Origin of the sequence: Mesorhizobium sp. WSM4313, assembly GCF_002294725.1 — a bacterium.
Lineage (GTDB): Bacteria > Pseudomonadota > Alphaproteobacteria > Rhizobiales > Rhizobiaceae > Mesorhizobium.
The window spans coordinates 1-22,360 of the sequence record NZ_NSFT01000002.1 but is presented as its reverse complement, the minus strand read 5'-3'; the positions used below and the strand labels follow the sequence as shown (position 1 = coordinate 22,360).

The following is a 22,360-nucleotide window of genomic DNA, read 5'->3' as shown; positions in this document are numbered from 1 at the left end:
CAGGATTAGTTTGAAAGGCGAACCGGGATCGGCCGCAGCGAGACTTGTCTCAAGCCGAGTACGCCGAGCACGAAGAACAGCCAGACGGGATCGCCGCGATGGAAGAAGAAGCTTTCCAGGAAACCGTTCAGCGCCGTAAACAGCACCACCATCATGAAAAAGTCGCCGAGGAAGATATTTTCCTTGCGCGCCGGGATGCGCATATAGTCGCGCAAAGGGGCGATCAGGAAGGTGTAGACGGCGACGCAGAGCGCCGGGATGCCCATCAGTACGGCGATGTCGAGATAGCCGTCGTGACCGTGAACGATGGTGCGGATATCCCAGGGCCGGTCGAAGGGCTGGTCCTGGTTGAGCAGCAGTGGCGTCCCCCAGAAGCTTTCATAGCCGTAGCCGGTCCAGGGCTTCTTCGCCAGCATCTCGCCGGCGAACTCCCAGAGCGTCGTGCGTCCGGTGTAGGTGAGATCGGGGAAATAGATTGCCGCCAGATGCTTCACCGGCGCGATGAAGACGATGCCGAGCGTGCCGACGGCGGTCGCGATGATGGCCAGCGCAAATAGGATCGGCGTGCCGAGCCGCATGCCGATGAGGCTGGGCAGCACGACGATCATGATCGAGAACGGGATCAGCCCGGCGGTCGTCTTGGAGCCGGTGTGCAGCATGAAGATCATCGCCGCGCAGAAGATGCCGGCGCCCCACCAGCGCTGGCCGCGCCGGAAGAGGTACAGTCCGGCGAAGCTGAAACAAGCCATCACCGGACCGGCGATGTTCTTGTGCGTGAAGACGCCGCGCCACAGGCCGGCATGCTCGGGCTCCTGCGAGTCGGCGGTGTGAAGCGCTTCATGCGGGAAGACAACCAGGCCGACATAGGAAAGACCGATCACCACGACGGCGGTGAAGATGACCATCCTGGCGAAGGAATCGGCATCGCGCGGCAACACCAGGATCGTCGCCATGGTGATGATGCCGATCATGGTGAAGGAGGCGGCGCGCATCGCCGCGGGCGGATCGGTGGCAAGCACCACCGACAGGAAGAAGAAGCCCAGCATCAGCGCCCAGGAAGGGCTCACCAGCGAGCGCACCACGCGCGGGTCGGCGAAGGCCAGCAGCGAGAAGATGGAGACCGCGCCGAGCGAGCCGAAGCCGAGTTGGTTGACGATGTCGCCGCCGTCGCCCGTCAGTTCCGCGCCTGCCGGCTGGAAGGGCCGGAACGAGACGATGATGACGGTGAACAGGAGCGCGGCGATAGCCGTCGCCACACCTTCCCTGGTGAAGGCGGCGCCAAGCGGCGCGTGCTCAATTCTTCTCAGGCTTCCGGTACTGCTCATTGGCATATCCGAATTCGGCGAGCACCCGGCCGAGCGCGACATAGACTGGATAGAGGCTCGTCGTCAGCGAGCCGGTGCGCGCCAGCCGGATGGCGCCGCGCAGCGGCGAGGCGGCGAGCAGCGCCAGGCTCTTCAGGAAAACCTTGAGGCCGGCAAGCGGCGTGCCGGCGCGCTTCTTCTTTTCGACCAGCGTCGAGATCACGCCATTGCGCAGACTGCGGGCGCGGATCCAGTCGGCCTCGACGCGCCGGGCAGGGACAGTTTCGTTGACTTTTGCCTCGGCGCACCAGCCGAGCACGAGGCCTTTTTGCGCGCACCGGCTGAGAAAGTCGGAATCGCCGCCGCCCATGAAATTGAACCTGAGATCGAGGAAGGGCGGTCCCATGGCCTCAAGCACGTTGCGACCGAGCAGCAGGTTGCCGGACGAATAGAGCGCCGGCACGCGGCCCGTCTCCCGATAGGGCGGCGCGAACACCGGGTGCTCGGCCCATCTGGCATGCGAGGCATCGGCAAAGATGGGTACCTGCGGGCCGCCGACAACGTCGGCTTCAAGTGTCTCCGCGGCGCCGCACATGCGCTCGAGCCAGTCTGGCTCGGCGATCTCGTCGTCATCGATGACCAGCAGGTGGCGAAAATTGGGAAACTGCAGGATCGCCGTCTGCCAACCGGCATTGTAGGCGCTGCAATTGCCGCGCTCATGCGCGATGATGACCAGGCCGGGCATCTCGCCGCTTTCGAACAGGGGCAGCACCGCCTTGGCGCCCTCGCGCGCCTCGGCCTCATTTTCCATGACGATGACGGCAAAGCGCCTGCCGGTCCGTTGCGCCTTGAGCGAAGCCAGCGTTTCCAGCACCTGCTTTGGCCGTTTGAAGGTCGGCAGCGTCACGACCGCCTCGACGGTCTCGGCGGCAAGCCCCGGCGACCGTCCCGCGATCGATACAGAAGCGTCGGACGGCAAAGGGATCATCCGTTTCCAGCAGCGAGGGTTTGAGCCCTCGATAGCATCGCGGTGATAACGTTTCGTTAATCACCTTCTCGCCCGTCCTTCGGAAAAGCCGGGTCTTCGGCCTTTGACAGTGCCATTTAATCAAGGCTTCACCGCGTTTTGCTACCGGCTGCAGCCAAGGATAGGTGAGATGCATCTGCTGTTCGCCACATCGATCGTGCCTGATGGCGCTCTCGCCTCAGGCTACGAGATTGCCAACGCCGCGATCATCGACGCGCTGCGGCGCGCCGGCGTGCGCGTGACGGTGATCGGCTTCATCTGGCCGGGCAAAGCCCCGTCCGATCCGCAAAACACCATCGTGCTCGACGCCGTCGAGGTGCGCACCGAAAGCGCGTCGCCGCTGCAAAAGCTTGCCTGGGTGGGCAAGGCGGTTCTCTCCGGTCTTACCTTTTCCTCCGTCAAGCTGCGTGTCGTTGCCGATGCGCAAGTCCGCGACGCCATCGAACGCGCCGGTCCCTTCGACGGCTATGTCCTAAACTCGGTGCAGTTCGCCGGCGCCTTTGAGAAGGTTCTCGCCGACCGTCCATTCGTCTTCGTCGCGCACAATGTCGAGCACCGCTCGGCCGAGGAAAATGCGGCCGCGGCCGGCAGCGCGCTTCAGCGCTGGATGTTCCGCCGCGAGGCCAGGCTCCTCAAGGTCATGGAAGAGCGGCTCTGCGGCGCCGCGCGCTTTGTCTTCACGCTGGCCGAGGAAGACCGCGCGGCACTTGGCGTCGCCTCCGACCGGCGCTCCGCGGTACTGCCGCTGGTCACCCGTGCGCAGGCGCCGACAAGCAGGGCGAAGCGGCATATCGATTGCGACGCCGCGCTGATCGGCACCTGGACCTGGCAGCCGAACCGCATCGGCCTCGACTGGTTCCTGACCAAGGTCGTGCCGCATCTGAAGCCGGATTTCCGCATCAGGATCGCGGGCATTGTGCCTTCCGGCATCAGCTCGCCGCATCCCGGCGTTTCCTTCGTCGGCAGGGTTCCGGATGCGCAGGCCTTCGTGCGCGGCGCCGCCGTCATTCCCTTGATCAGCACCGCCGGCAGCGGCGTGCAGTTGAAGACCATCGAGACCTTCGAGCTTGGCCTGCCGTCCGTCGCCACCAGTCGCTCGCTGCGCGGCATCGGCTATCGCCCCGACAATTGCGTAGTGACCGACGATCCGATTGCTTTCGCGGCGGCGCTGCAGGCGGCTGCGGCCCATGTCCGCGACGTGGATGGCAGCGCCTTTCATCGCCGCCAGCTCAAGGCGCTCGACGTCGCGATCGGGCTTGGCCTGGAGAAGCTCGGCGCCGTCAGGCAGGAGGTCGCCGCATGAACATGCACACCGCGCGCGCCGCTTTCGGTTTCGATACGCTCAAGACCATTTTGGGTATTCCGGTGCTTGCCATACGCTGGGACGAGGCCATCGCCTTGCTCACCAGGCTGGTCGACGAGCGTCGCTTCACCAAGGTGAGCTTCCTCAACGCCCATAACGCCAACCTTGCCTGCACCGACCCGGTGTTTGCCGAGGCGCTAGAAAACTTCCTCATCCTGCCCGACGGCGTCGGCGTCGACATGGCGGCAAAGCTGCTTTACGGCGCGCCTTTCCCCAGCAATCTCAACGGCACCGATTTCATTCCGGCCTTCCTGCAGGCCTCGTCGCACCCGCTGACTGTGGCGCTGCTCGGCACGACGCGCGCCAATGCCGAAGCCGCGTCCGCGAAGCTCTCGACGCTCGCCATGCAGCACAAATTCGTCGTCGTCCATGACGGCTTCTTCTCGGCCGCCGAGGAGCCAGCGGTCCTCGAGCGCATCGCCAGGCTGCGGCCGGATGTGCTGCTTGTCGCCATGGGTGTGCCGCGCCAGGAATTGTGGATCGAGCGCCACATCGACAGCCGCCATTGCACGCTGCCGGTCGCAGTCGGCGCCCTGCTCGATTTCATGAGCGGCTCGGTGCCGCGCGCGCCGCTATGGCTGCGCCGGCTGCGGCTCGAATGGCTGTTCCGCCTGTGGATCGAACCCGGCCGCCTGTGGCGCCGCTATATTGTCGGCAATCCGCTCTTCCTGTGGCGCGTCGTCAAGCAGAAGCTGTTGCGCATACCGCTGCCGCTGGAGGCGCGCCGGTGAACAGCCGCTTCGTTCCGGACGCCTCCACTGCGGTCGAAGCGCTGCCGCGCATGCCCTTGGCTGCGATCGTCACCGCAAGCTACGCTCCCGATTTCGAGCGCTGCCGGCTTTTATGCGAAACCGTCGATCGCCACGTCACCGGCATGGCGCATCATTATATCCTCACCGAACATCGCGATGTCGCGCTGTTTCGCCAGCTGGAAGGCAGCCGCCGCAGCGTTGTCGACGAGCGGGACCTGTTGCCGCGCTGGCTGCGCGTGTTCGACGATCCGCTGAGCGGCTTCCGCCGCCGCGTCTGGCTGAGCCTGAAAACGCAGCCGCTGCGCGGCTGGCATGTGCAGCAGCTGCGCCGCATCGCCATTGCCGGGCAGGCAAAGGAAGACGTGCTCGTCTTCTGCGATTCCGACGTCGCCTTCCTGAAGCCGTTCGACGCGAACGCCTTCTGGCGCGACGGCAAGGTGCGGCTGTTCCGGCGTGACGGCGTGCTGGCGAGCGATGGACATGACGAGCATCGCATCTGGTCGCGCAATGCCGGCGCCGCGCTTTGCATCGATCCCTCCAATCCATCGAGCCACGACTACATCTCGACGCTGATCGCCTGGCGCCGCGAGACGGTCAACGCCATGTGCGAGCGCATCGAGAAGGTGCATGGTCGCGACTGGGTCGGCGTGGTCGGCTCGGCGCGAAAATTCTCCGAATGCATGATCTATGGCCGCTATGTCGACGACGTGCTTCAAGGCGCAGGCCATTTCCACGGCTCGGAGGAGTTCTGCCGCGTCCACTGGAACGGCGAGCCGCTGTCCGACGAGGAATTCCGCCGCTTCGTCGACGCTATGGCGCCGGAACAGGTGGCAATCGGCATGCAATCCTTCATCGGCACCGATACCGGCCGCATCCGCCGCCTGATCGGGCTTTCCGCGTAAGGCTCAGATCGCCTTGGCCGGCCGGCGCATGGCCGAATAGGTCAGCAGCATCGAGGCGAGATAAAGCAGCAGGAAGACGATGTTGAGCGACAGGACCAGATTGGCCGTGTCGGGGATGGTGGTCAGCACATAAGTGAGCAGAACCGCCTTCAAGCCGGCGAGCAGACCGAGATTGATCGCCCGCACCGCCGTCTGACCGCGCGCGAAGAGAAGCTCGGCCTGATATTCGACGAGGTTGCGCAAGCCCGGCACGCAGACCGCGAGAGCCACCAGCGGCGCTGCCTCGGCGACATTCTTGCCAAGCGCGTTCGGGAAGAAATGCAGCACGATGCCGAGCGATGCCAGTGCCAGCGTCGAGACCAGGAACACGCCGCCTTCGATACCGCTCTTGACCGCCAGCCGCGACAGAAGCTCCGGCGCACGCATCATGCGCTGCACCAGCATCATCGAGAAGGTGCGGATCGGGATCGCGGTGAGATCGACCAGCCGCATGATGATGGCATAGATGCCGGCGAGATGCGGCCCGCCGATCGACAGCACCAAGAGCTTGTCGAACTCCATCTGCAGATAGAACAGTACTTCGGAGCCGGCGACATAGACGGAATCGGCGAGCCGCCGGAAATAGAGCTCGGCGCGCAGCCGCAGCCGCTGGCGCGGATAGAAGAAGACGAAGGCGACGATGAGCGAGGCGGCATTGGCGCCGATGTAGAACAGCGACCAGACGCCGATGCTGTGCTGCGCGCCAAGCATGAACAGGATCGCGCCGACTGCCCTGAGCGCCGTCGCCAGGATGGCGAGCACGGCCGCCCGCCCGAACTTGCCGAGGCCGTTGTTGACGATCAGCGCAACTTCGACCGGTCGCCACAAAAGCGTCTCGGCGAAGACGACAGCGGCGAAGGCCGATAGCGGCACGGTGCCGGCGAAGAAGATCAGATAGACGCCGTAGGACGCAGCGGCGAGGAACGGCAGCGACAGGACGCCGAGAAGCAGGAAACCGGCGGTGAACGTGCCGATCAGGTTGGGGCGGATGGTGGCGGTGCGGTAGAGCGCCGAGATGAAGCCGAAGGCCAGGATGCGCGACAGCATGATGCCGGCGGCCGAGGCGGTTGCGAACATGCCGAATTCGGAGATCGAAAGCGTGTTGGCCAAAGCGATGAAATAGGCGAGCGAAAACACCAGCCGACCGCCGGCGCCGCTGATCGCAGAGAAATAATCGAATACCAGTTTCCGGCGGGTGGCCACGAAGTGGCCGATCCGCGCGAAGCTCCGCCCTTGCGGCATGTCGCTGGCCTGGGTCATACCCGGGCGATAGATAGGCTGCAAAGTTTAACGCGGCGTTCTGGCGGCCGTCCCGGCGGCCTGAAATGCGGTGAACAAGGGCGAAAACTGTGCCCGCCGAGGCGCAAAATTAACCGTTTGTTTCCTATGCCTGTTTAGCGTGGCTTAACGATTGGCCGATCCGCGCGCCCAAGCCGCCAGAGAGCAAGTTCCAGGACAATGGTCGACAGGGATAACCGTGATGACTGGAGGCGCGAGCGTTCCCTGCTCGCGCTCGGCCAAGCCATGCGTGGCGACGACAAGACGGTTTCGATCGGCGACCGGGCCAATTCCTCTTGGCGCGAGGACGCCGCCGCGCGCCATCGCGCCGCGCGTTCCGAGCGCGAAGAAAAGTTGAATCCGCGCCCCACCGAAATCGGCGGATTTGACCACGATCAGGCGGATCCAGTCGAAACAGGCGACGACCGGGCCGCGTCACTAGGGCAGGGCTACGGGGGCACTGCGGAAGGCCACCAACCGCATGCCGCTCCGGAACCTCGTCATACAAGCCGACCACCTGCTATCGACGATTCCCAGGAATGGAAACCGCTGATCGACCCGGTGCAGGTGATTGGCGGCATCGCTCGCTCCAAAGCGCTGATCCTGTCCACCACCATCCTGGGCGCCGCCCTTGGCATAGCCCTCGCGCTATCGACGCCGAAGAAATACGAAGCTACGACCGAGCTAACCATCGAGCCGGGCGACCTGAAACTTGCCGACCGCGATCTCACCCAATCGGTGGGTGAGCCCGACGCGGCATTGGCCGTTGTCGAAACCCGCATCAAGATGGTCACATCAGGCAAGGTTCTTGACGAGGTCGTCAAGGAGCTCAACCTCGTCAACGACCCGGAGTTCAACGGTCAGGGATCTGGTGGCCTCGGCGTCGCGTCGTTCCTGCGCTCGATGATTTCGCGAGATGACCAGCCGGCCGGCAGCGACGAGATTCGCCGCCAGGCGCTGGCCGTCGGCAATCTGGCCGACCGCCTGTCGGTCGAGCGCACCGGCAAGACTTTTGTCATCTCCATCAGCGCCACCACGCGCAATGGCGAGAAATCGGCAGAGATAGCTAACACGACGAGAGACGTCTTCCAGCGGGAGATCGGCAACTACCAGTCAGAAATGGCCGGACGTGCAACGAGCGCGCTGACGTCGAAGCTCGATGAGCTGCGCAAGGGCGTCGAGACGGCCGAACGCAACGTTGAGGATTTCAGGGCGACGCACGACCTTGTCGACGCGCAGGGCCACCTGATCAGCGACGACCAGATGCTGAAGCTCAACGAGCAGCTTTCCGTTGCCCGCGCCCGCACGCTCGAGCTGAACGCCCGCGCCGCCTCGGCGCGCTCGCTGAACGTCAATTCGGTCCTCAGCGGCACGTTGCCGGAAGAGATCAACTCCAACATGATGAGCGAGCTGCGCTCGCAATATGCGGCGCTGAAGCAGGAAGCCGACCGCGCCGCGATCAAGTTCGGCCCGCGTCATCCTGAGTTGCAGGCGCTTAACGCCCAGCTTGCCGGCGCGCGCGAACGCATCACCGCGGAGCTGCAGCGCATCGCGTCCTCGCTGCAGGTCGACCTGAAGCGCTCCGTTCAGCTCGAGCAGGACTTGTCCTCGCGCCTGGCCCAGGCCAAGGTGCAGAGTGGCGATGTGAACAACAATCTTGTTTCGCTGCGCGAGCTGGAGCGCGAAGCCGCCGCCAAGCGCTCTGTCTATGAGCAGTATTTGTTGCGCGCCAAGGAAACCGGCGAGCAAAAGAACGTCAATTCGGCCAACATCAACGTGCTTTCGCCGGCTCAACCGCCGCTGGAAGCCAAGGGGCCGTCGCGTGTCCTGATGGCCTTGGCGGGGCTGTTCGCCGGCCTGTTTGCCGGCATCGGCCTCGGCGCGCTGCGCGGCATCCTTGCCAGCCTGCGCGAGACGGCCAATGCACGCTCGCGTCGCGGGAGTGAAGACCGTCCTTCTGCGCTTGAGAGCAATTCCAATCGGGCCGCCCCACCGGCGCCGCCACCACTCGCCACGCCGCCGGCTTCGCCTGTCGCTCCGCCGCCACCTCCGGCTTTCACACCAGCACCGGCTCCGCCTTTCATGCCGCCTCCGGCTTCATCCTTCACACCGTCGCCGGCAGCGTCCTTCACACCGCCGCCTGCTTCACCGCCGGTTCCACCACCTGTGCAGGCGGCTGCACCGGCTCCGGTCCACTCCGTCACGCCACCGCCGGAACCGGCCAACGATGCCGGCCGTCCCGGGCTTTTCGGCTCGCTTGCCTCGGCGGTTCGCTATTTCGTGCGGCGCGAGCCGGCTGAAACGGTCGATATGGACTCTGTCCCGCCTGAAAGCGCCTGGCGGGCGCCCACCCTGGAAGAACGCTATCCCCGGGCTCAACCATCGGCGCGGGAGAATTTCCGGCAGCCATACGAGCAGGGCTATTCCTATTCGTACCGGCCGGACCACGGCCGGACCGATCCCTACGACGATCATTATTCTGCATCGGCGGCATCCTATCATCCGCGGTCGCCGGCCGCCGGCGAGGCCGACCAGCCCCCCGCCGACCAGCCCCCTGCCGGCCAGCAAGGCGAGATCGACGAGATCCGCGCCAGCCTGCGCGAATTCCGGGAGGCGGTGCGCGAGCTGACCGAAAGCCGCACGCGCCGCCGCTATTTCTAAACTATCCGTATTTCTGGACGGCTCGCGGTTCGATAAAAGCGGCCGGTTTCGGGTTTACGGCATCCGACGACGCTTTGACGGGATTGCCTTGTCGAATTTTCGTGAAAATGCCGCGCTGCATTCCGGCCGCAAGCGTCTCGCTTTGGCGGATCGACAATGCTGATCGAGGAAATGGGGCCGTGCATCGATGCGGCCTCGAAGCGAAGCTGAGGGTTAGTGATGGCCGAAGTGATTGATGGAAAGCGTGTCGCCGAGGACGTGGTTTCGAAGGTCAAGGCTCTGACCGCGGAGCTGTCGGCCAAAGGAGCCACCAAGCCCGGCCTTGCGGTGGTGATCGTCGGCGAGGATCCGGCAAGCCAGGTCTATGTCGCCTCGAAATCGCGCACCGCCAAGGAATGCGGCTTCCATTCGCTCCAGCATACGTTGCCGGCCGACACCACCGAGGAACAATTGCTGACGATCATCAGCGACCTCAACGCCGATCAGTCGATCCACGGCATCCTCGTTCAACTGCCGCTCCCCGGCCATATCGACGCCGGCAAGGTGATCCAGACGATCGCGCCGGAAAAGGATGTCGACGGCTTCCACTTCATCAATGTCGGCAAGCTCGGCACCGGCGAGCTCGACACGGCCTTCGTGCCCTGCACGCCGGCAGGCTCCATGCTGTTGATCGAGCGGGTGCGCGGCAAGGATCTCTCCGGCCTCAACGCCGTCGTCGTCGGCCGCTCCAACATCGTCGGCAAGCCGATGGCCAACCTGCTGCTCGCCGCCAACTGCACGGTCACCATTGCCCACAGCCGCACCAGGGACCTGCCGGCGCTTGCCCGCACCGCTGATATCCTGGTCGCTGCGGTCGGCCGTCCGGAGATGGTCAAGGGCGATTGGGTCAAGCCCGGCGCGACCGTCATCGACGTCGGCATCAACCGCATCCCCGCGCCCGAAAAGGGCGAAGGCAAGAGCCGCCTGGTCGGCGACGTCGCCTATCCCGAAGCGGCCAAGCTCGCGGGCGCCATCACGCCGGTGCCGGGCGGCGTCGGACCGATGACCATTGCCATGCTGATGGCGAACACTGTAGCTTCCGCCTACCTCGCGGCCGGGTTGAAGCGGCCGTCCTTCTGATTTGAGAAAGCCTCGGCATTGCCGAACCTGACCGCTCCCCAGCATTTTGCAGCCAAGTGGAATCACTTGGCGCTGCACAAATGCGGCTGAAATAAAGGGACAGAGCGGGATGCCCCACTCGAACCAGTCGCATCCCGTTCTCGAGCGGCCGATCACGAGCGATCCCGTTCAGGGCGGCCGCCAGTTCGGCTTCCTCTTGGTCGACAAATTCTCGATGTTCTCGCTGGCGGCCGCCATCGACTGCTTCCGCTCGGCGAACCGACTGCTCGGCCGCGATTTCTATGGCTGGACGACGATCTCGGCCGACGGCGACGCGGTCATGGCCTCGAACGGCCTGCCGTTGAAGATCGACTATTCGGTCGCCGACATGCCGCCGGTCGACATCCTGTTCGTTTCGGTCGGCCTCTCCATCGAATTTCCCGGCAAGAGCAAGGTTCTGGCGGCGCTGCGCAGCTGGGGCCGGCGCGGCAATGCGCTCGGCGCCCTGTCGGTCGGCTCTTATCTCCTGGCCGAAGCCGGGCAGCTCGACGGCTATCGCTGCACCATCCATTGGGAGAACCGCGCCGGCTTCATGGAGCGTTTCCCCGACATCAACTGCACCGGCAACGTCTTCGAGATCGACCGCAAGCGTTACACCTGTGCCGGCGGCACCACCTCGATCGACCTGATGCTGGAGATCGTGCGCGGCGATTTCGGCTCCAACCTCGCCAACGGCGTCGCCAACCAGTTCCAGCACGAGCGCATACGCTCGGCCGGCGACCGCCAGCGCGTCGGCCCCGAACGGGACCTCACCGGCAAGTCGGAGAAGCTGAGGCGCATCGTCGAGTTGATGGCCGATCATCTCGACGAACCGCTGTCGGCGGTGCAGCTCGCCAAGTCGGCGGGGCTGTCGGTGCGCCAGGTCGAGCGCCTGTTCCTGCGCCATTTGAGCGTCACCCCCGGCCGCTACTATATGCGGCTGCGGCTCGAACGCGCGCGCGAATTGCTGCGCCAGACCAACATGCCGATTCTCGACGTGGCGATCGCCACCGGCTTCACCTCGCACTCCTATTTCGCGCAGAGTTACCGGCTGCAGTTCGGCCGTCCGCCATCGGAAGAGCGGCGCACCACTTATTGAGTGACTCGCCGGCCTTCGGACTTGTCTCCGAATGCCGCCTCAAATAGCTTTCGCAACGCGGACGAGGGTTGCTCTCAGGAGATTTCCATGGCGGGACTGATACGGAGCGTCGCTGCGGCGCTCCTGCTTTTGTCGATGACCGGTTTCGGCTTTGCCGCCAACAAGGTCATCATCATTCTTGATGCATCAGGCTCGATGTGGGCCCAGATCGACGGCAAGCCGAAGCTGGAGATCGCGCGTGAATCGCTGCGCACGGTGCTTCAGTCGGTTCCCGCCGACGACGAGATCGGCTTCATGGCCTATGGCCATCGCACCAAAGGTAGTTGCGACGACATCGAGTTGATCGTTCCGCCGCAGGCCGGTTCAGCCAGCGCTATCTCGTCGGCAGCCGACAGCATGAAATTCCTCGGCAAGACGCCGCTCACGGCCGCCGTCAAGCAGGCGGCGGAAGCGCTCAAATACACCGAGGACAAGGCCACCGTGGTGCTGATCACCGACGGGCTCGAGACCTGCGGCGGCGATCCTTGCGCGCTAGGCAAGGAGCTGAAGGAAAGCGGCGTCGACTTCACCGCCGATGTCGTCGGCTTCGGCCTGACCGCCGACGAGGGCAAGCAGATCGCCTGCCTCGCCGAAAACACCGGCGGCAAATACATCCAGGCCTCCGATGAGAAGGCGCTGCAGGAAGCTCTGGTCGAGACCGTCACGGCTCCGGCGCCGACGCCCGCTCCGTCACCCGCGCCAGCGCCCGAGCCCGCCAAGCCTGAATTCAATTTCACGCCGAGCGTGGTCATGGCCGAGGGCGGTCCCGAAATCTCCGACAACAGCAACGCTTGGGAAATCTACAAGGCCAATGCGGACGGCTCGCGCGGCGACCAAGTCATGACCGAGTATGGCGAGCTGAAAACCAATCTCGAACCGGGCGACTACATCGTCGTCGGCCGCGTCGACGAGGCGAGGAGCGAGCAGAAGATCAAGATAGAGGCTGGCAAGACCTACAGCCCGCTGTTCACGCTGAACGCCGGCACTTTGGTCATCCACCCGCATGCTAGCCAGGGCTCGGAGATCAGCGGCGAAGCGCGTGTCGATTTCGCCTATCCTGGCGGCAGCACCACGCACTATGGCGACGCCAAGGCGACCGTCCCCGCCGGCGAGCAGAAAGTGAAGGTGCAGATCGGCGCCGGCACAGTAACCGAGACCGTCCAGCTTGCTGCCGGACAGACCGTCGAGAAGGACATCGTCGTCGGCGTTGGTCATGCCGTGCTCAACGCCTACTACACCGCCGGCGGCGACAAGGCCGACAATTCCGGCATCGGCTTTGAGGTCGTCAAGGCGAAGAAGAAGATCGACGGCTCGCGTGAAAGCGTGGAGCATTCCTACGGACCTGACAGCAAGTTCTGGCTGCCGCCGGACGACTATGTCGCGCTCACCACGCTCGATCTTGCCGTCATCGAGCAGCCCTTCAGCATCAAGGCCGGCGACAATCAGGACATCAAGGTCGCGCTCGATGCGGGCGTGCTGGCGATGTCGGCACCCGGCGCCTATTCGATCGAGGTGTTGTCGTCGAAGAAGGACATCGAAGGCAAACGCAAGTCGCTGGGCCTGACTTACGGTGATAGTTGGCAACAGGCGATCCCCGCCGGCGACTATGTGGTCGTGCGCCACATGTCCGCTGAAGGCCAGGAGAAGGAATTGCCGGTGACGATCAAGGCCGGCGAGCGGACCGAGATCACCGTTCAGTAGGCGTGGTTAGCGAACGAACGAAAAAGGGCGGCTCCGAGCCGCCCTTTTTCGTAAGGCACATTGGGGAAGACGTCAGGCGTTGCCAAACGCGGCGGCTCCATGATCGGCCCGCCCGACCAACTGCCGGAAGCCTGCGAACAGCTCGCGGCCGAAGCCGAACTCGTTGCGGATGAGGTCGGCGTCGGCCGTGCGGCGCAGCGCGAATTCCGTCCCCGGCACCAGCACTTCCAGCGTGCCGGCATCGGCGTCTAGCCGGATGACATCGCCGTCATGGATCCTGGCGATCGGTCCGTCCTCGACCGCTTCCGGCGTCACATGGATCGCTGCCGGCACCTTGCCGGAGGCGCCCGACATGCGCCCGTCGGTCACCAGCGCGACGCGCTGGCCGCGATCCTGCAGGATGCCGAGCACGGTGGTCAGCTTGTGCAGTTCCGGCATGCCGTTGGCCTTCGGCCCCTGGAACCGGATGACAGCGATGAAATCGCCGGTAAGCTGGCCGGCCTTGAAAGCGTCGTTGAGGCCCTGCTGGCTGTCGAACACCTTGGCCGGCGCCTCGATGACGCGCCGTTCCGGTTTGACGGCAGAGGTCTTGATCACGGCGTGGCCGAGATTGCCGGCCAGCACTTTCAGGCCGCCGGTCGGCTGGAACGCTTTCTTGACCGGCGCCAGCACCTTCTCGTCGCCGCTGTTGAGCGGCGCCGCTTCGCGCAGCACGCTGCCGTCGTCGCCAAGCCTCGCCTCGACCGCGTAGGGCCGCAGGCCTTCGCCCCACACCGTCTGCACATCCTCGTGCAACAGGCCTTCGTCGAGCAATTCGCGGATCAGGAAGCCGAGCCCGCCTGCCGCGTGAAAGTGGTTCACGTCGGCAAGCCCGTTCGGGTAGACGCGCGCGAGCAGCGGCACGGCCTCCGACAGGTCGGAAATGTCCTGCCAGGTCAGCGCGATGCCGGCGGCGGCGGCCATGGCGATGAGGTGGATCGTGTGGTTGGTCGAGCCTCCGGTGGCGTGCAGGCCGACGACCCCGTTGACGACCGAGCGCTCGTCGATCATGCGCCCGACCGGCGTATAGGCATTGCCGAGCGCGGTGATCGCCAGCGCGCGCTTTGCCGCTTCCCTGGTCAGCGCGTCGCGCAGCGGCGTGCCCGGATTGACGAAGGAGGCGCCGGGCGTGTGCAGGCCCATGATCTCCATCAGCATCTGGTTCGAATTGGCGGTGCCGTAGAAGGTGCAGGTGCCCGGCCCGTGATAGGATTTGGACTCCGCTTCCAGCAGTTCGGCGCGGCCGACCTTGCCTTCGGCATAAAGCTGGCGGATCCTGGCCTTCTCGTCATTCGCGAGACCGGTCGTCATCGGCCCGGCCGGGATGAAGACGGCAGGCAGATGCCCGAAGGTGAGCGCTGCGATCACCAGCCCGGGCACGATCTTGTCGCAGACGCCGAGGAAGACGGCCGCGTCGAACATGTTGTGCGACAGGCCGATCGCCGCCGCCATGGCGATCACGTCGCGTGAGAACAGCGACAGCTCCATGCCGGGCTGGCCTTGGGTGACGCCGTCGCACATCGCCGGCACGCCGCCGGCGACTTGGGCGATGCCGCCCGCTTCGCGCGCGGCTTCCTTGATCAACGCCGGGAACGTCTCGAAGGGCTGATGCGCCGACAGCATGTCATTGTAGGAGGTGATGATGCCGAGGTTCGGCACGCGGTCGCCACCGAGCGCGATCTTTTCGGACGGGCTGCACACGGCAAAGCCGTGGGCGAGATTGCCGCAACCCAGCACCGCGCGGTTGGCGGTGCGGCTGGAAGCCTCCGCGATGCGGCCGAGATAGGCTTCGCGGCCGGCCTTCGAGCGTTGGCGGATGCGTTCCGTGATGGTTTCGATGTCGCGTCTGGCTGTCATGGTCCGTCCTTTCGAGCCCGGCAACGTCCTCCCTCTGCCGCCGGGCTGTCCTCATCTGAAATCAGGGTGCCCAGAACACCTCTATCGGTCTAGGCGCCGCCTCGATCACTCTGCGGATGGGCTTTTTCGCGCCGGGACCCATCGCGCCGTTGAACGCGGTGCGCTTGTCCTCGCCTTCGATGTGGAGCGCAACAAAACCGGCGGCGATGATGCGCGCCATCGACAGCGTGAGCCGCGGCTCGCCGCCGCTCTGCGCATGCACCGGCAGCACGATCCGCTGCGAGGCCGGGTCGAGCAAGTCCTCGAGATTGCCGGCATCCGGGAAGAAGGATGCCGTATGGCCGTCGGCGCCCATGCCGAGGACCACCACGTCGAGCGGCCAGGGCAGCGCCCGCAGCGCTTCGCTGTCCATCGCCGCTGCATCCTCGATGTTCGCCGCCTCGTGGTAGAGCGGCACGAAGCGCGCCGCAGCGGCCTTGTTCTGGAGCAGGTTCGCCGCCACCAGCCCGGCATTCGAACGCGGCGAGGACGGCGGCACGAAGCGCTCGTCGACCAGCGTCACGGTGACCTTGTCCCAGGCGATGGGCGCGGTCGACAGCGTGGCGAACAATTTCGCCGGCGTGGTGCCGCCGGACACCGCGAGCAGCGCCGTGCCGCGTTCCGCGATGGCGCTGGTCAATCGGTCTGCGATCTCACCGGCAAGTGCCGTCGCCAGGTCCTGGCGGTCGGCAAAGCCGTTCCAGCCGTAGCGGACTTGGCTCAATTGCTCTCGTGCCATGTCCGTCCGTCACGTTCGATAAGAGCGATCGAGGCCGACGGCCCCCAGGTTCCGGCCGTATAGCCCTGAGCCTCCTGCCGGGCGCTTTCCCAGGCGTTCTGGATCGGGTCGATCCATTTCCAGGCAGCCTCGACCTCGTCGCGGCGCATGAACAGCGTCTGGTTGCCGCGCACCACATCCATGATCAGCCGCTCATAAGCGTCCGGCGCACGGCCTTGGAAGGACTGCGCGAAGCTCATGTCGAGCGAGATCTGCCGCAGCCGCATGCCGCCCGGCCCCGGATCCTTGATCATGATGAACTGCTTCACCCCCTCGTCCGGCTGCAGGCGGATGACCAACTGGTTGGGGAAGATCGGCCCGGCGCTGTCGCCGAATATGGAATAGGGGATCGGCTTGAACTCGATGACGATTTCCGAGACGCGGGTGGCGAGCCGCTTGCCGGTCCTCAGATAGAAGGGAACGCCGGCCCAGCGCCAGTTGCCGATCTCGGCCTTTACAGCGACGAAGGTCTCGGTGTTGCTGTCCTTGCCGAGTTCCTCGACATAGCCCTTGACCGGCCCGCCGGCCGAAGCGCCGGCTCGATACTGGCCGCGCACAGTGTGCTTCGGCGCCTCGTTGCCGTTGATGCGCTTCAGTGCCCTCAGCACCTTCAGTTTCTCGTCGCGCACTGCGTCCGCGTCCATTGACGACGGCGTTTCCATGGCTACCAGACAGAGCAGCTGCAGGATGTGGTTCTGCACCATATCGCGCAACGCGCCTGCCTTGTCGTAGTAGGTGACGCGATCCTCGAGACCAACAGTCTCGGCCACCGTGATCTGGACATGGTCGATCTGGGCGGAGTTCCACAACGGCTCGTAGAGCGCATTGGCAAAGCGCAGCGCCATCAGGTTCTGCACCGTTTCCTTGCCGAGATAGTGGTCGATACGGAAGATCTGGCTTTCGTGGAAATCGTCACCGACAGCGTCATTGAGCGCCCGCGCCGAGGTGAGGTCGCGGCCGATCGGCTTTTCCAGCACGATGCGCGAGTTCGGCGTGATCAGCTTGTGCTCCTTGAGCTGGTGCGAAATGTCGCCGAACAGCGCCGGCGCCACCGCAAGGTAGAAGGCGCGGATGCGGTCGCTGTCGCCGATTGCTTTCTTCAGCTTGTCGAAGCCGGCGCCAGTGGTTGCGTCCGCCGACACGTAGGAGAGCCTTGCCAGGAATATCTCCAACTCCTTCGGATCGATATCGGCAGGCTTCACATGATCTGATATCGCCTTCTTGGCGAAGCCCTGGAATTCGGCATCGGTCATTTTGGCGCGCGAGGTGCCGATGATGCGCGTCGGCTCGGAGAACTGGTGGCCGCACTGGCGATAGTAGAGCGATGGCAGGAGCTTGCGTTCCGACAGGTCGCCGGTGCCGCCGAAGATGATGAAGTCGAATGGGTCGACAGGGATGATCTGGCTGGTCATGGTCAGTCCGATTTGATGCCGGGCGCCGGCAGCGTGGTTGGTATATTCTAATCGATTTAAATTTTCCAGTGCCATGGTGTCACATGCGAGGACCAATGGCTTGCACTTGCATCGGTCCACATGTTTCCCGACACTCACGCCGCCGGCAGGCCTGTCGGCAAGCCATGGCTTCCGGAAGCGTTCGCGGCTGCAGCATAGAACGCGAATGTGACGAAAGCTAAGGGAGATGTAGCCTGGCGCGCGACGTGCCGGGCGGCAGATGGAAAAGTCACGTCAAGCGACGGAATCCAAAGAGCGGGAAAACCATGCGTCTGGAAAACAAAGTCGCCGTCATCACCGGCGCAGCGTCGGGCTTCGGCGAAGGCATGGCCAAGCGCTTTGCCGAAGAGGGCGCGCGCGTGGTCGTCGCCGACCTCAACGCCAGGGGCGCCGAGCGGGTGGCCGAAGAAATCGGCGAGAGCGCCATCTGGACCCAGACCGACGTTTCCCTGCGCTCCGAATTCGACGAGATGATCTATGCCGCCAAGAGCGCCTTCGGTCGCATCGACATCATGGTCAACAATGCGGGCTTCACCCATCGCAACGGCGATATGCTCGGCGTCGATGAGGAAACCTTCGATCTGATCACCGCCGTCAACATGAAGGCGATCTACCACGCGGCGCTTGCCGTCGTGCCGATCATGGACCGCCAGGGCGGCGGCGTCATCCTGACCACGGCCTCCACGGCCGGGCTTCGGCCGCGGCCGGGCCTGACCTGGTACAACGCCTCCAAGGGCTGGGCGATCACCGCCACCAAGTCGATGGCCGTCGAGTTGGCGCCGAAGAACATCCGCGTCAACTGCCTCTGCCCGGTCGCCGGCGAGACCGGCATGCTGGAGAAGTTCATGGGCGCCGACACGCCTGAAATCCGCGAAAAGTTCCGCGCCTCGATCCCGCTCGGACGGCTCTCGACACCGCTCGACATCGCCAACGCGGCGCTGTGGCTCGCCTCGGATGAAGCCGCCTTCATCACCGGCGTGGCGCTGGAGGTCGATGGCGGGCGTTGTATCTGAGCCGCTCCAGGAAGCACATCGCGGTTTCCGCTCCTGGTTGCGTGAACGAATGGATTGGGCCGGCGGGCCGAGCTTCAGTTTGACTTGATGGTCCGCCGAAAGGATAACGGATCGGGGTAAGGGAAACTGGCGGGTGGTTAAGCTCAGGCGGCACGAAATTGGCAACGATCTCGGCTGGCGATTGCGTCGCTATCGGGCAGAGCGTGCGCGTGCGCGAAGCAAGGCGACCTTCATCGGCATAACTGGCAGCTCCGGCAAATCGACGGCAACGAGCTTGCTTGGTCATATCCTGGCCAGTCACGGCACGGTCCATACCCAAGTTCTAGCCAACACGCTCAAGGCACTTGTCCGCACGCTCTACAAGCGGATGAAACGTGCGGGCAAGGTCGACTATGTCGTCTTCGAAGCCGGCGCGTTTGAGCCCGGCTCAATCCGGTCGATGGCGCAGATGCTGAGGCCGGATGTAGCGGTCGTAACGATGGTCAGGCTGGAGCACGTCACTCAATTCCGGACCCTGGATGCTGTCGCCCAGGAAAAGAGAGCGCTGGTTGAGGCGTTGTCGCCGGGCGGACTCGCGATCTTGAACGCCGACGACCCGCATGTGCTTGATATGGCTTCGGGCGCAAGGTGCCGCGTGGCGACTTTCGGTCAGTCGGAAGCCGCGGACTATCGTGTAACAGACATCCATGCCGCCTATCCGGACCTGCTCAGATTTTCACTTCGCTGGCGCGGCGGCGACATAGACATGCAGACACGATTTCCTGGCGAGCACTTCTGGCTGCCGGCGGCGGCCGCCGCCGTCACGGCGTTGGAACTTGGTGTCCCGCCGGAAAAAATCGCCGCAAGGACAGCATCCTTCGAACCTCTAGCCAACCGCTGCACGGTGCTGGTGACCGATCGGGGTCCACAGTTCATAGTCGATGCCGCCAAAGCGCCCTGGCATTCGCTGAACATTGCGTTCGAGATGATGGCCAAAGCCAAGGCCGTTCGCAAACGGATCGTCGTCGGACAGATTTCCGACTATACCGGTTCGTCGAGAAAATATGGCACTGCTTACGGTATCGCGCGCGACGTCGCCGACGAGGTCATCTATACCGGCGACAATGCCCACCGCTCACGCGCCAGCCAGGCCGATCGGGACAGTGGCCGTTTGATCGAGCTTCGCACCCCGAAGGAAGTCTCCGATCACATCAAGCAGACGGCTGTCCCCGGAGAACTGATCCTGCTGAAGAGCTCCGGCAATCTTCATCTGGAGAGGATCGCGCTTGCCTGGACGCACGATGTCAGATGCTGGATACCAGCGTGCGGCAAGAAGGAAGGGTGTTCCACTTGCGGCCTCTACGAAGTGCCGTTCGAGGAACACAAGTCCTTCCTGGCAAATCGCCGGCTTGCACGCAGAAGACGCCGTTTCGGATGGCTGCTTGGCCTCACGCGCCGGTCTTGATGTAGCTTTTGTAGACCCAGCCGTGCTTGCCGTTATAGACGATCTCGCACCATTTCTTACAATTCATCACCTGCACCGCTGCCTTGGCCGGCACCGTGGTGACTGCGGCGGCACCTTTCTTCGGGCCTGAGCGCATGGTCACGGCCCTCAAGACGCGCCCGTTTGCCGCCGCGCTGGCTTTTTGAGCTTTCGGCTCAGGCTGCGCCGAGCTGTCTGTCGCTGCCGGCTGCGTATCTGGAACCTGCGGCTTGGCTTCGGGAATGGCGGCGGTTTGGGCGCCATCCATCGTGTCGCCCGGCTTCTTCGCTGCCGCTGCTGTCTCGCTGGCGGAACCGGTGACCTGCGACAGCGCGTTCGCGGCGTCGTTCTCGGCATCGGCCTCGGCAAAGGCGGTATCGGTCGATTGCGCGGGGGCCGCGCCGGCGGCCTGCTTGGATGGAGCTGGCTGGTTCTCGGCCGGGGCAGGTGGCGTCTTGGCGTCGGAAGCCGTCCAGCGGGGGTTGTTTGATGCCAGGGCCGGAATATTGGCTTCGCGGGCCGCCGTAGTGGGCGTTACCGCGTCTCCCTTGCGCGCGGCCTGCGGCGCCGTCGCCACGGTGACCGCCGCTGCCGCCGGAGCGACTTTCGTGGTCTTCACCGGAATCGCCGGAACGGTCTGCTCGGCACTCGCCGCGGCCACTTGCCGGTCGCTGCCCGGAAAGCATAGCCATAGCGCCACCGCGGCCACGCCGATCAGCGCGGCGGTGCCGACCGCTGCAATGACCAGATGCGCGTTCGACTGTACCTTCTGCCAGAAGGATGGCCGTACGTTATAGCCGAACTTCATTGTAAAGCGCTGCCGTTCCGGCGCGCCGAAACTGAAGGGCTCGTTCACTCAAACCACCTCCAACAAGCGGGCCGACGTTCTTTCGATCATTGCCGTAACGATCGGCTTCGATCAGCATCGGTCCCTAAATCACTGCGGACAAAGCCCGCGAAATCCCCGGATTTTCGCCCATGATCGCACCTTTTACTGCTGATTATGGCATGAGTGAGCCAAATTGCGAAATTCTGCGTGCCTGTTAAGGCTTCCACAACCTGCCGCGTGGAAGCCGCCGGCGTCGAATCGGCGGCTTCGGCTGGGCAGCCAGCTTCAAATCCTGTCACGCAACGCGAACCAGTTCAGCGCCAGGAACAAGAGCGGCGCGCGCAAACGCCGGCCGCCTGGGAAGGCGGGGATTTTCAGATCCTCGATCAGTTTCAAGCGGTCGCGATTGCCGGCAACGGTCTCGGCATAGAGCTTGCCGAAGAAGTTCGACAGCATGACGCCGTGGCCGGAATAACCGCCTATCGAAATCACTTTCGGCATCACTTCGCGCACGAACGGCTTTCGCGGCACCGTGATGCCGACATAGCCGCCCCAGCCATGCGTGATCTCGACATCCTTAAGGTCGGGGTAGAGTTCGGCGATCTGCCTTCGGATGTGAATATGGATGTCCTTCGGATCGTTGACGGCATAGATCTCGCGGCCGCCGAACAACAGCCGGCCGTCCTTCGACTTGCGGAAATAGCGCACCACGAAGCGGGAATCGTCGACCGACTCGCCGCCCGGCAGCACCTTGGAAGTGGCGCCGAGCGGCACGGTCGCGCCGATGAAGGAACCGATCGGCATGATGTGCGCCGCGCTCACCGGCTCCAGATTGCCGCCATAGGCATTGACCCCGACCAGGCATTTGTCGGCTGTGATCGTCCCCCTGGGCGTCGTGACCGTCACCTTGCCGCCATTGGAGACGATGCCGGTGGACGGCGTCTGCTCGAACAGATGCGCGCCGGCGGCGGCCGCCACCTTCGCCGTGCCGATCACCAGTTTCAGCGGGTGGATGTGCCCCGTGCCGGTGTCGCGCGTGCCGCCGAAGTAGCGTGTCGAGCCCAGCCTTTCCGCGGTTTCCGCCGCGTCCATGAAGCTTATATGCGGGTAGCCGAAGCGGCTTGCCATGATCTCGGCGTGGCGCCTGTAATCGTCGACATAACGCCGCTTGTGCGCCACCGAAAGCTGACCCGGCATATAGTCGATGTCGATCGCGTTGGCGGCTGCGAAGTCCAGCAGATGCGCCTTGGCTTCTTCGGCCAAGTCGAACAGTGCCTTGGCGCGGGAAAGGCCGTATTCGGCTTCCAATTCCTCCGCCCAGGCGCGCTGGCCGGTGCCGAGCTGCCCGCCATTGCGCCCCGACGCGCCATCGCCGAAGCGATAGGCATCGATCAGCACGACATCCGCGCCGGCCTTCGCCAAATGCGCGGCTGCCGACAAGCCAGTGAAGCCGCCGCCGATGATGACGACGTCGCAAATACGCTCGCCGTCGAGAGCCGGATATTCAGGCCGGGATCCGACCGTGTCCTCATACCAGGAACGACCGGGGGAGATGGGGGATTGGTAGAACATGATGCTCGGGAGTAGGGG

The 22,360-nt window shown here is 64.3% G+C and carries 17 protein-coding genes; 9 read left to right on the top strand and 8 right to left on the bottom strand.

All coding sequences use genetic code 11. From position 1 onward, the window contains the following. Positions 1–5: 5 nt before the first annotated feature. Positions 6–1,325 carry an O-antigen ligase gene (locus CK219_RS04830; RefSeq protein WP_095765651.1) on the bottom strand — a complete coding sequence of 440 codons (1,320 nt, stop codon included), beginning with the start codon at positions 1,323–1,325 and terminating at the stop codon, positions 6–8. Further along, positions 1,294–2,292 carry a glycosyltransferase gene (locus CK219_RS04825; RefSeq protein ID WP_095765650.1) on the bottom strand — a complete coding sequence of 333 codons (999 nt, stop codon included), beginning with the start codon at positions 2,290–2,292 and terminating at the stop codon, positions 1,294–1,296. The genes CK219_RS04830 and CK219_RS04825 overlap by 32 nt, the downstream gene beginning before the upstream one ends. Before the next feature lie 169 nt (positions 2,293–2,461). Between CK219_RS04825 and CK219_RS04820 the strand changes: the two genes are divergently transcribed. The 3 genes from CK219_RS04820 to CK219_RS04810 are packed head-to-tail and all read left to right on the top strand — an operon-like array spanning position 2,462 to position 5,348. Continuing rightward, entirely contained in the window at positions 2,462–3,634 is a 1,173-nt protein-coding gene (locus tag CK219_RS04820) for a glycosyltransferase family 4 protein (RefSeq protein ID WP_095765649.1), read from the top strand. Beyond that, positions 3,631–4,425: a WecB/TagA/CpsF family glycosyltransferase gene (locus tag CK219_RS04815; RefSeq protein WP_095765648.1), complete on the top strand. Its 795-nt coding sequence runs from the start codon at positions 3,631–3,633 to the stop codon at positions 4,423–4,425. The genes CK219_RS04820 and CK219_RS04815 overlap by 4 nt, the downstream gene beginning before the upstream one ends. Then, positions 4,422–5,348 carry a DUF6492 family protein gene (locus CK219_RS04810; protein WP_095765647.1) on the top strand — a complete coding sequence of 309 codons (927 nt, stop codon included), beginning with the start codon at positions 4,422–4,424 and terminating at the stop codon, positions 5,346–5,348. Before CK219_RS04815 ends, CK219_RS04810 begins: the two co-directional genes overlap by 4 nt. 3 nt (positions 5,349–5,351) lie before the next feature. Here the strand turns inward: CK219_RS04810 and CK219_RS04805 are convergent, their stop codons facing one another. After that, positions 5,352–6,647 carry a lipopolysaccharide biosynthesis protein gene (locus tag CK219_RS04805; RefSeq protein WP_095765646.1) on the bottom strand — a complete coding sequence of 432 codons (1,296 nt, stop codon included), beginning with the start codon at positions 6,645–6,647 and terminating at the stop codon, positions 5,352–5,354. A 198-nt stretch (positions 6,648–6,845) separates the two neighbouring features. Here CK219_RS04805 and CK219_RS04800 point away from each other — a divergent pair, with 198 nt between their 5' ends. The 4 genes from CK219_RS04800 to CK219_RS04785 all read left to right on the top strand — a co-directional run bounded on the left by CK219_RS04800 (position 6,846) and on the right by CK219_RS04785 (position 13,302). After that, positions 6,846–9,326 (top strand): GumC family protein, encoded by a 2,481-nt coding sequence (locus CK219_RS04800; RefSeq protein ID WP_095765645.1) that lies wholly within the window; start codon positions 6,846–6,848, stop codon positions 9,324–9,326. A gap of 219 nt (positions 9,327–9,545) precedes the next feature. Next, a complete protein-coding gene (gene folD, locus CK219_RS04795; RefSeq protein ID WP_095765644.1) occupies positions 9,546–10,445 on the top strand; it encodes a bifunctional methylenetetrahydrofolate dehydrogenase/methenyltetrahydrofolate cyclohydrolase FolD in 900 nt (299 codons plus the stop codon). A gap of 109 nt (positions 10,446–10,554) precedes the next feature. Continuing rightward, positions 10,555–11,562, top strand: a complete 1,008-nt coding sequence (locus CK219_RS04790) for a GlxA family transcriptional regulator (protein WP_095765643.1) — start codon at positions 10,555–10,557, stop codon at positions 11,560–11,562. A gap of 87 nt (positions 11,563–11,649) precedes the next feature. Further along, positions 11,650–13,302: a VWA domain-containing protein gene (locus CK219_RS04785; protein WP_095765642.1), complete on the top strand. Its 1,653-nt coding sequence runs from the start codon at positions 11,650–11,652 to the stop codon at positions 13,300–13,302. A 72-nt stretch (positions 13,303–13,374) separates the two neighbouring features. On the opposite strand, the gene edd is transcribed toward CK219_RS04785, so the two are convergent. The 3 genes from edd to zwf all read right to left on the bottom strand — a co-directional run bounded on the left by edd (position 13,375) and on the right by zwf (position 17,427). Continuing rightward, positions 13,375–15,198, bottom strand: coding sequence for a phosphogluconate dehydratase (edd, locus tag CK219_RS04780; RefSeq protein WP_095766154.1), 1,824 nt, complete (start codon positions 15,196–15,198; stop codon positions 13,375–13,377). Between the two features lie 61 nt (positions 15,199–15,259). Further along, the gene (gene pgl / locus CK219_RS04775; protein WP_095765641.1) at positions 15,260–15,976 is read right to left on the bottom strand and encodes a 6-phosphogluconolactonase; all 717 of its coding nucleotides are present in this window, start codon (positions 15,974–15,976) and stop codon (positions 15,260–15,262) included. Further along, positions 15,958–17,427 (bottom strand): glucose-6-phosphate dehydrogenase, encoded by a 1,470-nt coding sequence (zwf, locus tag CK219_RS04770; protein ID WP_095765640.1) that lies wholly within the window; start codon positions 17,425–17,427, stop codon positions 15,958–15,960. Before zwf ends, pgl begins: the two co-directional genes overlap by 19 nt. A 305-nt stretch (positions 17,428–17,732) precedes the next feature. Here zwf and CK219_RS04765 point away from each other — a divergent pair, with 305 nt between their 5' ends. Together CK219_RS04765 and CK219_RS04760 are read left to right on the top strand one after the other, a co-directional pair. Beyond that, on the top strand, positions 17,733–18,479 hold the full coding sequence (locus CK219_RS04765; RefSeq protein ID WP_095765639.1) for an SDR family oxidoreductase: 747 nt from the start codon (positions 17,733–17,735) through the stop codon (positions 18,477–18,479). A gap of 133 nt (positions 18,480–18,612) precedes the next feature. Continuing rightward, positions 18,613–19,923, top strand: coding sequence for a Mur ligase family protein (locus CK219_RS04760; RefSeq protein WP_095765638.1), 1,311 nt, complete (start codon positions 18,613–18,615; stop codon positions 19,921–19,923). Here CK219_RS04760 and CK219_RS04755 read toward each other — a convergent pair. Both CK219_RS04755 and CK219_RS04750 read right to left on the bottom strand, forming a co-directional pair. Continuing rightward, a complete protein-coding gene (locus CK219_RS04755; RefSeq protein ID WP_095765637.1) occupies positions 19,907–20,797 on the bottom strand; it encodes an SH3 domain-containing protein in 891 nt (296 codons plus the stop codon). The genes CK219_RS04760 and CK219_RS04755 overlap by 17 nt on opposite strands. 258 nt (positions 20,798–21,055) lie before the next feature. Next, entirely contained in the window at positions 21,056–22,342 is a 1,287-nt protein-coding gene (locus tag CK219_RS04750) for an FAD-binding oxidoreductase (RefSeq protein WP_095765636.1), read from the bottom strand. Between the last annotated feature and the right edge of the window lie 18 nt (positions 22,343–22,360).

Bases quoted from the DNA above. Each gene is read 5' to 3' on its own strand.
- CK219_RS04830 (WP_095765651.1), bottom strand. From the start codon at position 1,325: ATGAGCAGTACCGGAAGCCTGAGAAGAATTGAGCACGCGCCGCTTGGC.
- CK219_RS04805 (WP_095765646.1), bottom strand. From the start codon at position 6,647: ATGACCCAGGCCAGCGACATGCCGCAAGGGCGGAGCTTCGCGCGGATC.
- CK219_RS04820 (WP_095765649.1), top strand. From the start codon at position 2,462: ATGCATCTGCTGTTCGCCACATCGATCGTGCCTGATGGCGCTCTCGCC.
- zwf (WP_095765640.1), bottom strand. From the start codon at position 17,427: ATGACCAGCCAGATCATCCCTGTCGACCCATTCGACTTCATCATCTTC.
- CK219_RS04800 (WP_095765645.1), top strand. From the start codon at position 6,846: ATGGTCGACAGGGATAACCGTGATGACTGGAGGCGCGAGCGTTCCCTG.
- pgl (WP_095765641.1), bottom strand. From the start codon at position 15,976: ATGGCACGAGAGCAATTGAGCCAAGTCCGCTACGGCTGGAACGGCTTT.
- CK219_RS04765 (WP_095765639.1), top strand. From the start codon at position 17,733: ATGCGTCTGGAAAACAAAGTCGCCGTCATCACCGGCGCAGCGTCGGGC.
- CK219_RS04825 (WP_095765650.1), bottom strand. From the start codon at position 2,292: ATGATCCCTTTGCCGTCCGACGCTTCTGTATCGATCGCGGGACGGTCG.
- CK219_RS04790 (WP_095765643.1), top strand. From the start codon at position 10,555: ATGCCCCACTCGAACCAGTCGCATCCCGTTCTCGAGCGGCCGATCACG.
- folD (WP_095765644.1), top strand. From the start codon at position 9,546: ATGGCCGAAGTGATTGATGGAAAGCGTGTCGCCGAGGACGTGGTTTCG.
- CK219_RS04750 (WP_095765636.1), bottom strand. From the start codon at position 22,342: ATGTTCTACCAATCCCCCATCTCCCCCGGTCGTTCCTGGTATGAGGAC.
- CK219_RS04815 (WP_095765648.1), top strand. From the start codon at position 3,631: ATGAACATGCACACCGCGCGCGCCGCTTTCGGTTTCGATACGCTCAAG.
- CK219_RS04785 (WP_095765642.1), top strand. From the start codon at position 11,650: ATGGCGGGACTGATACGGAGCGTCGCTGCGGCGCTCCTGCTTTTGTCG.
- edd (WP_095766154.1), bottom strand. From the start codon at position 15,198: ATGACAGCCAGACGCGACATCGAAACCATCACGGAACGCATCCGCCAA.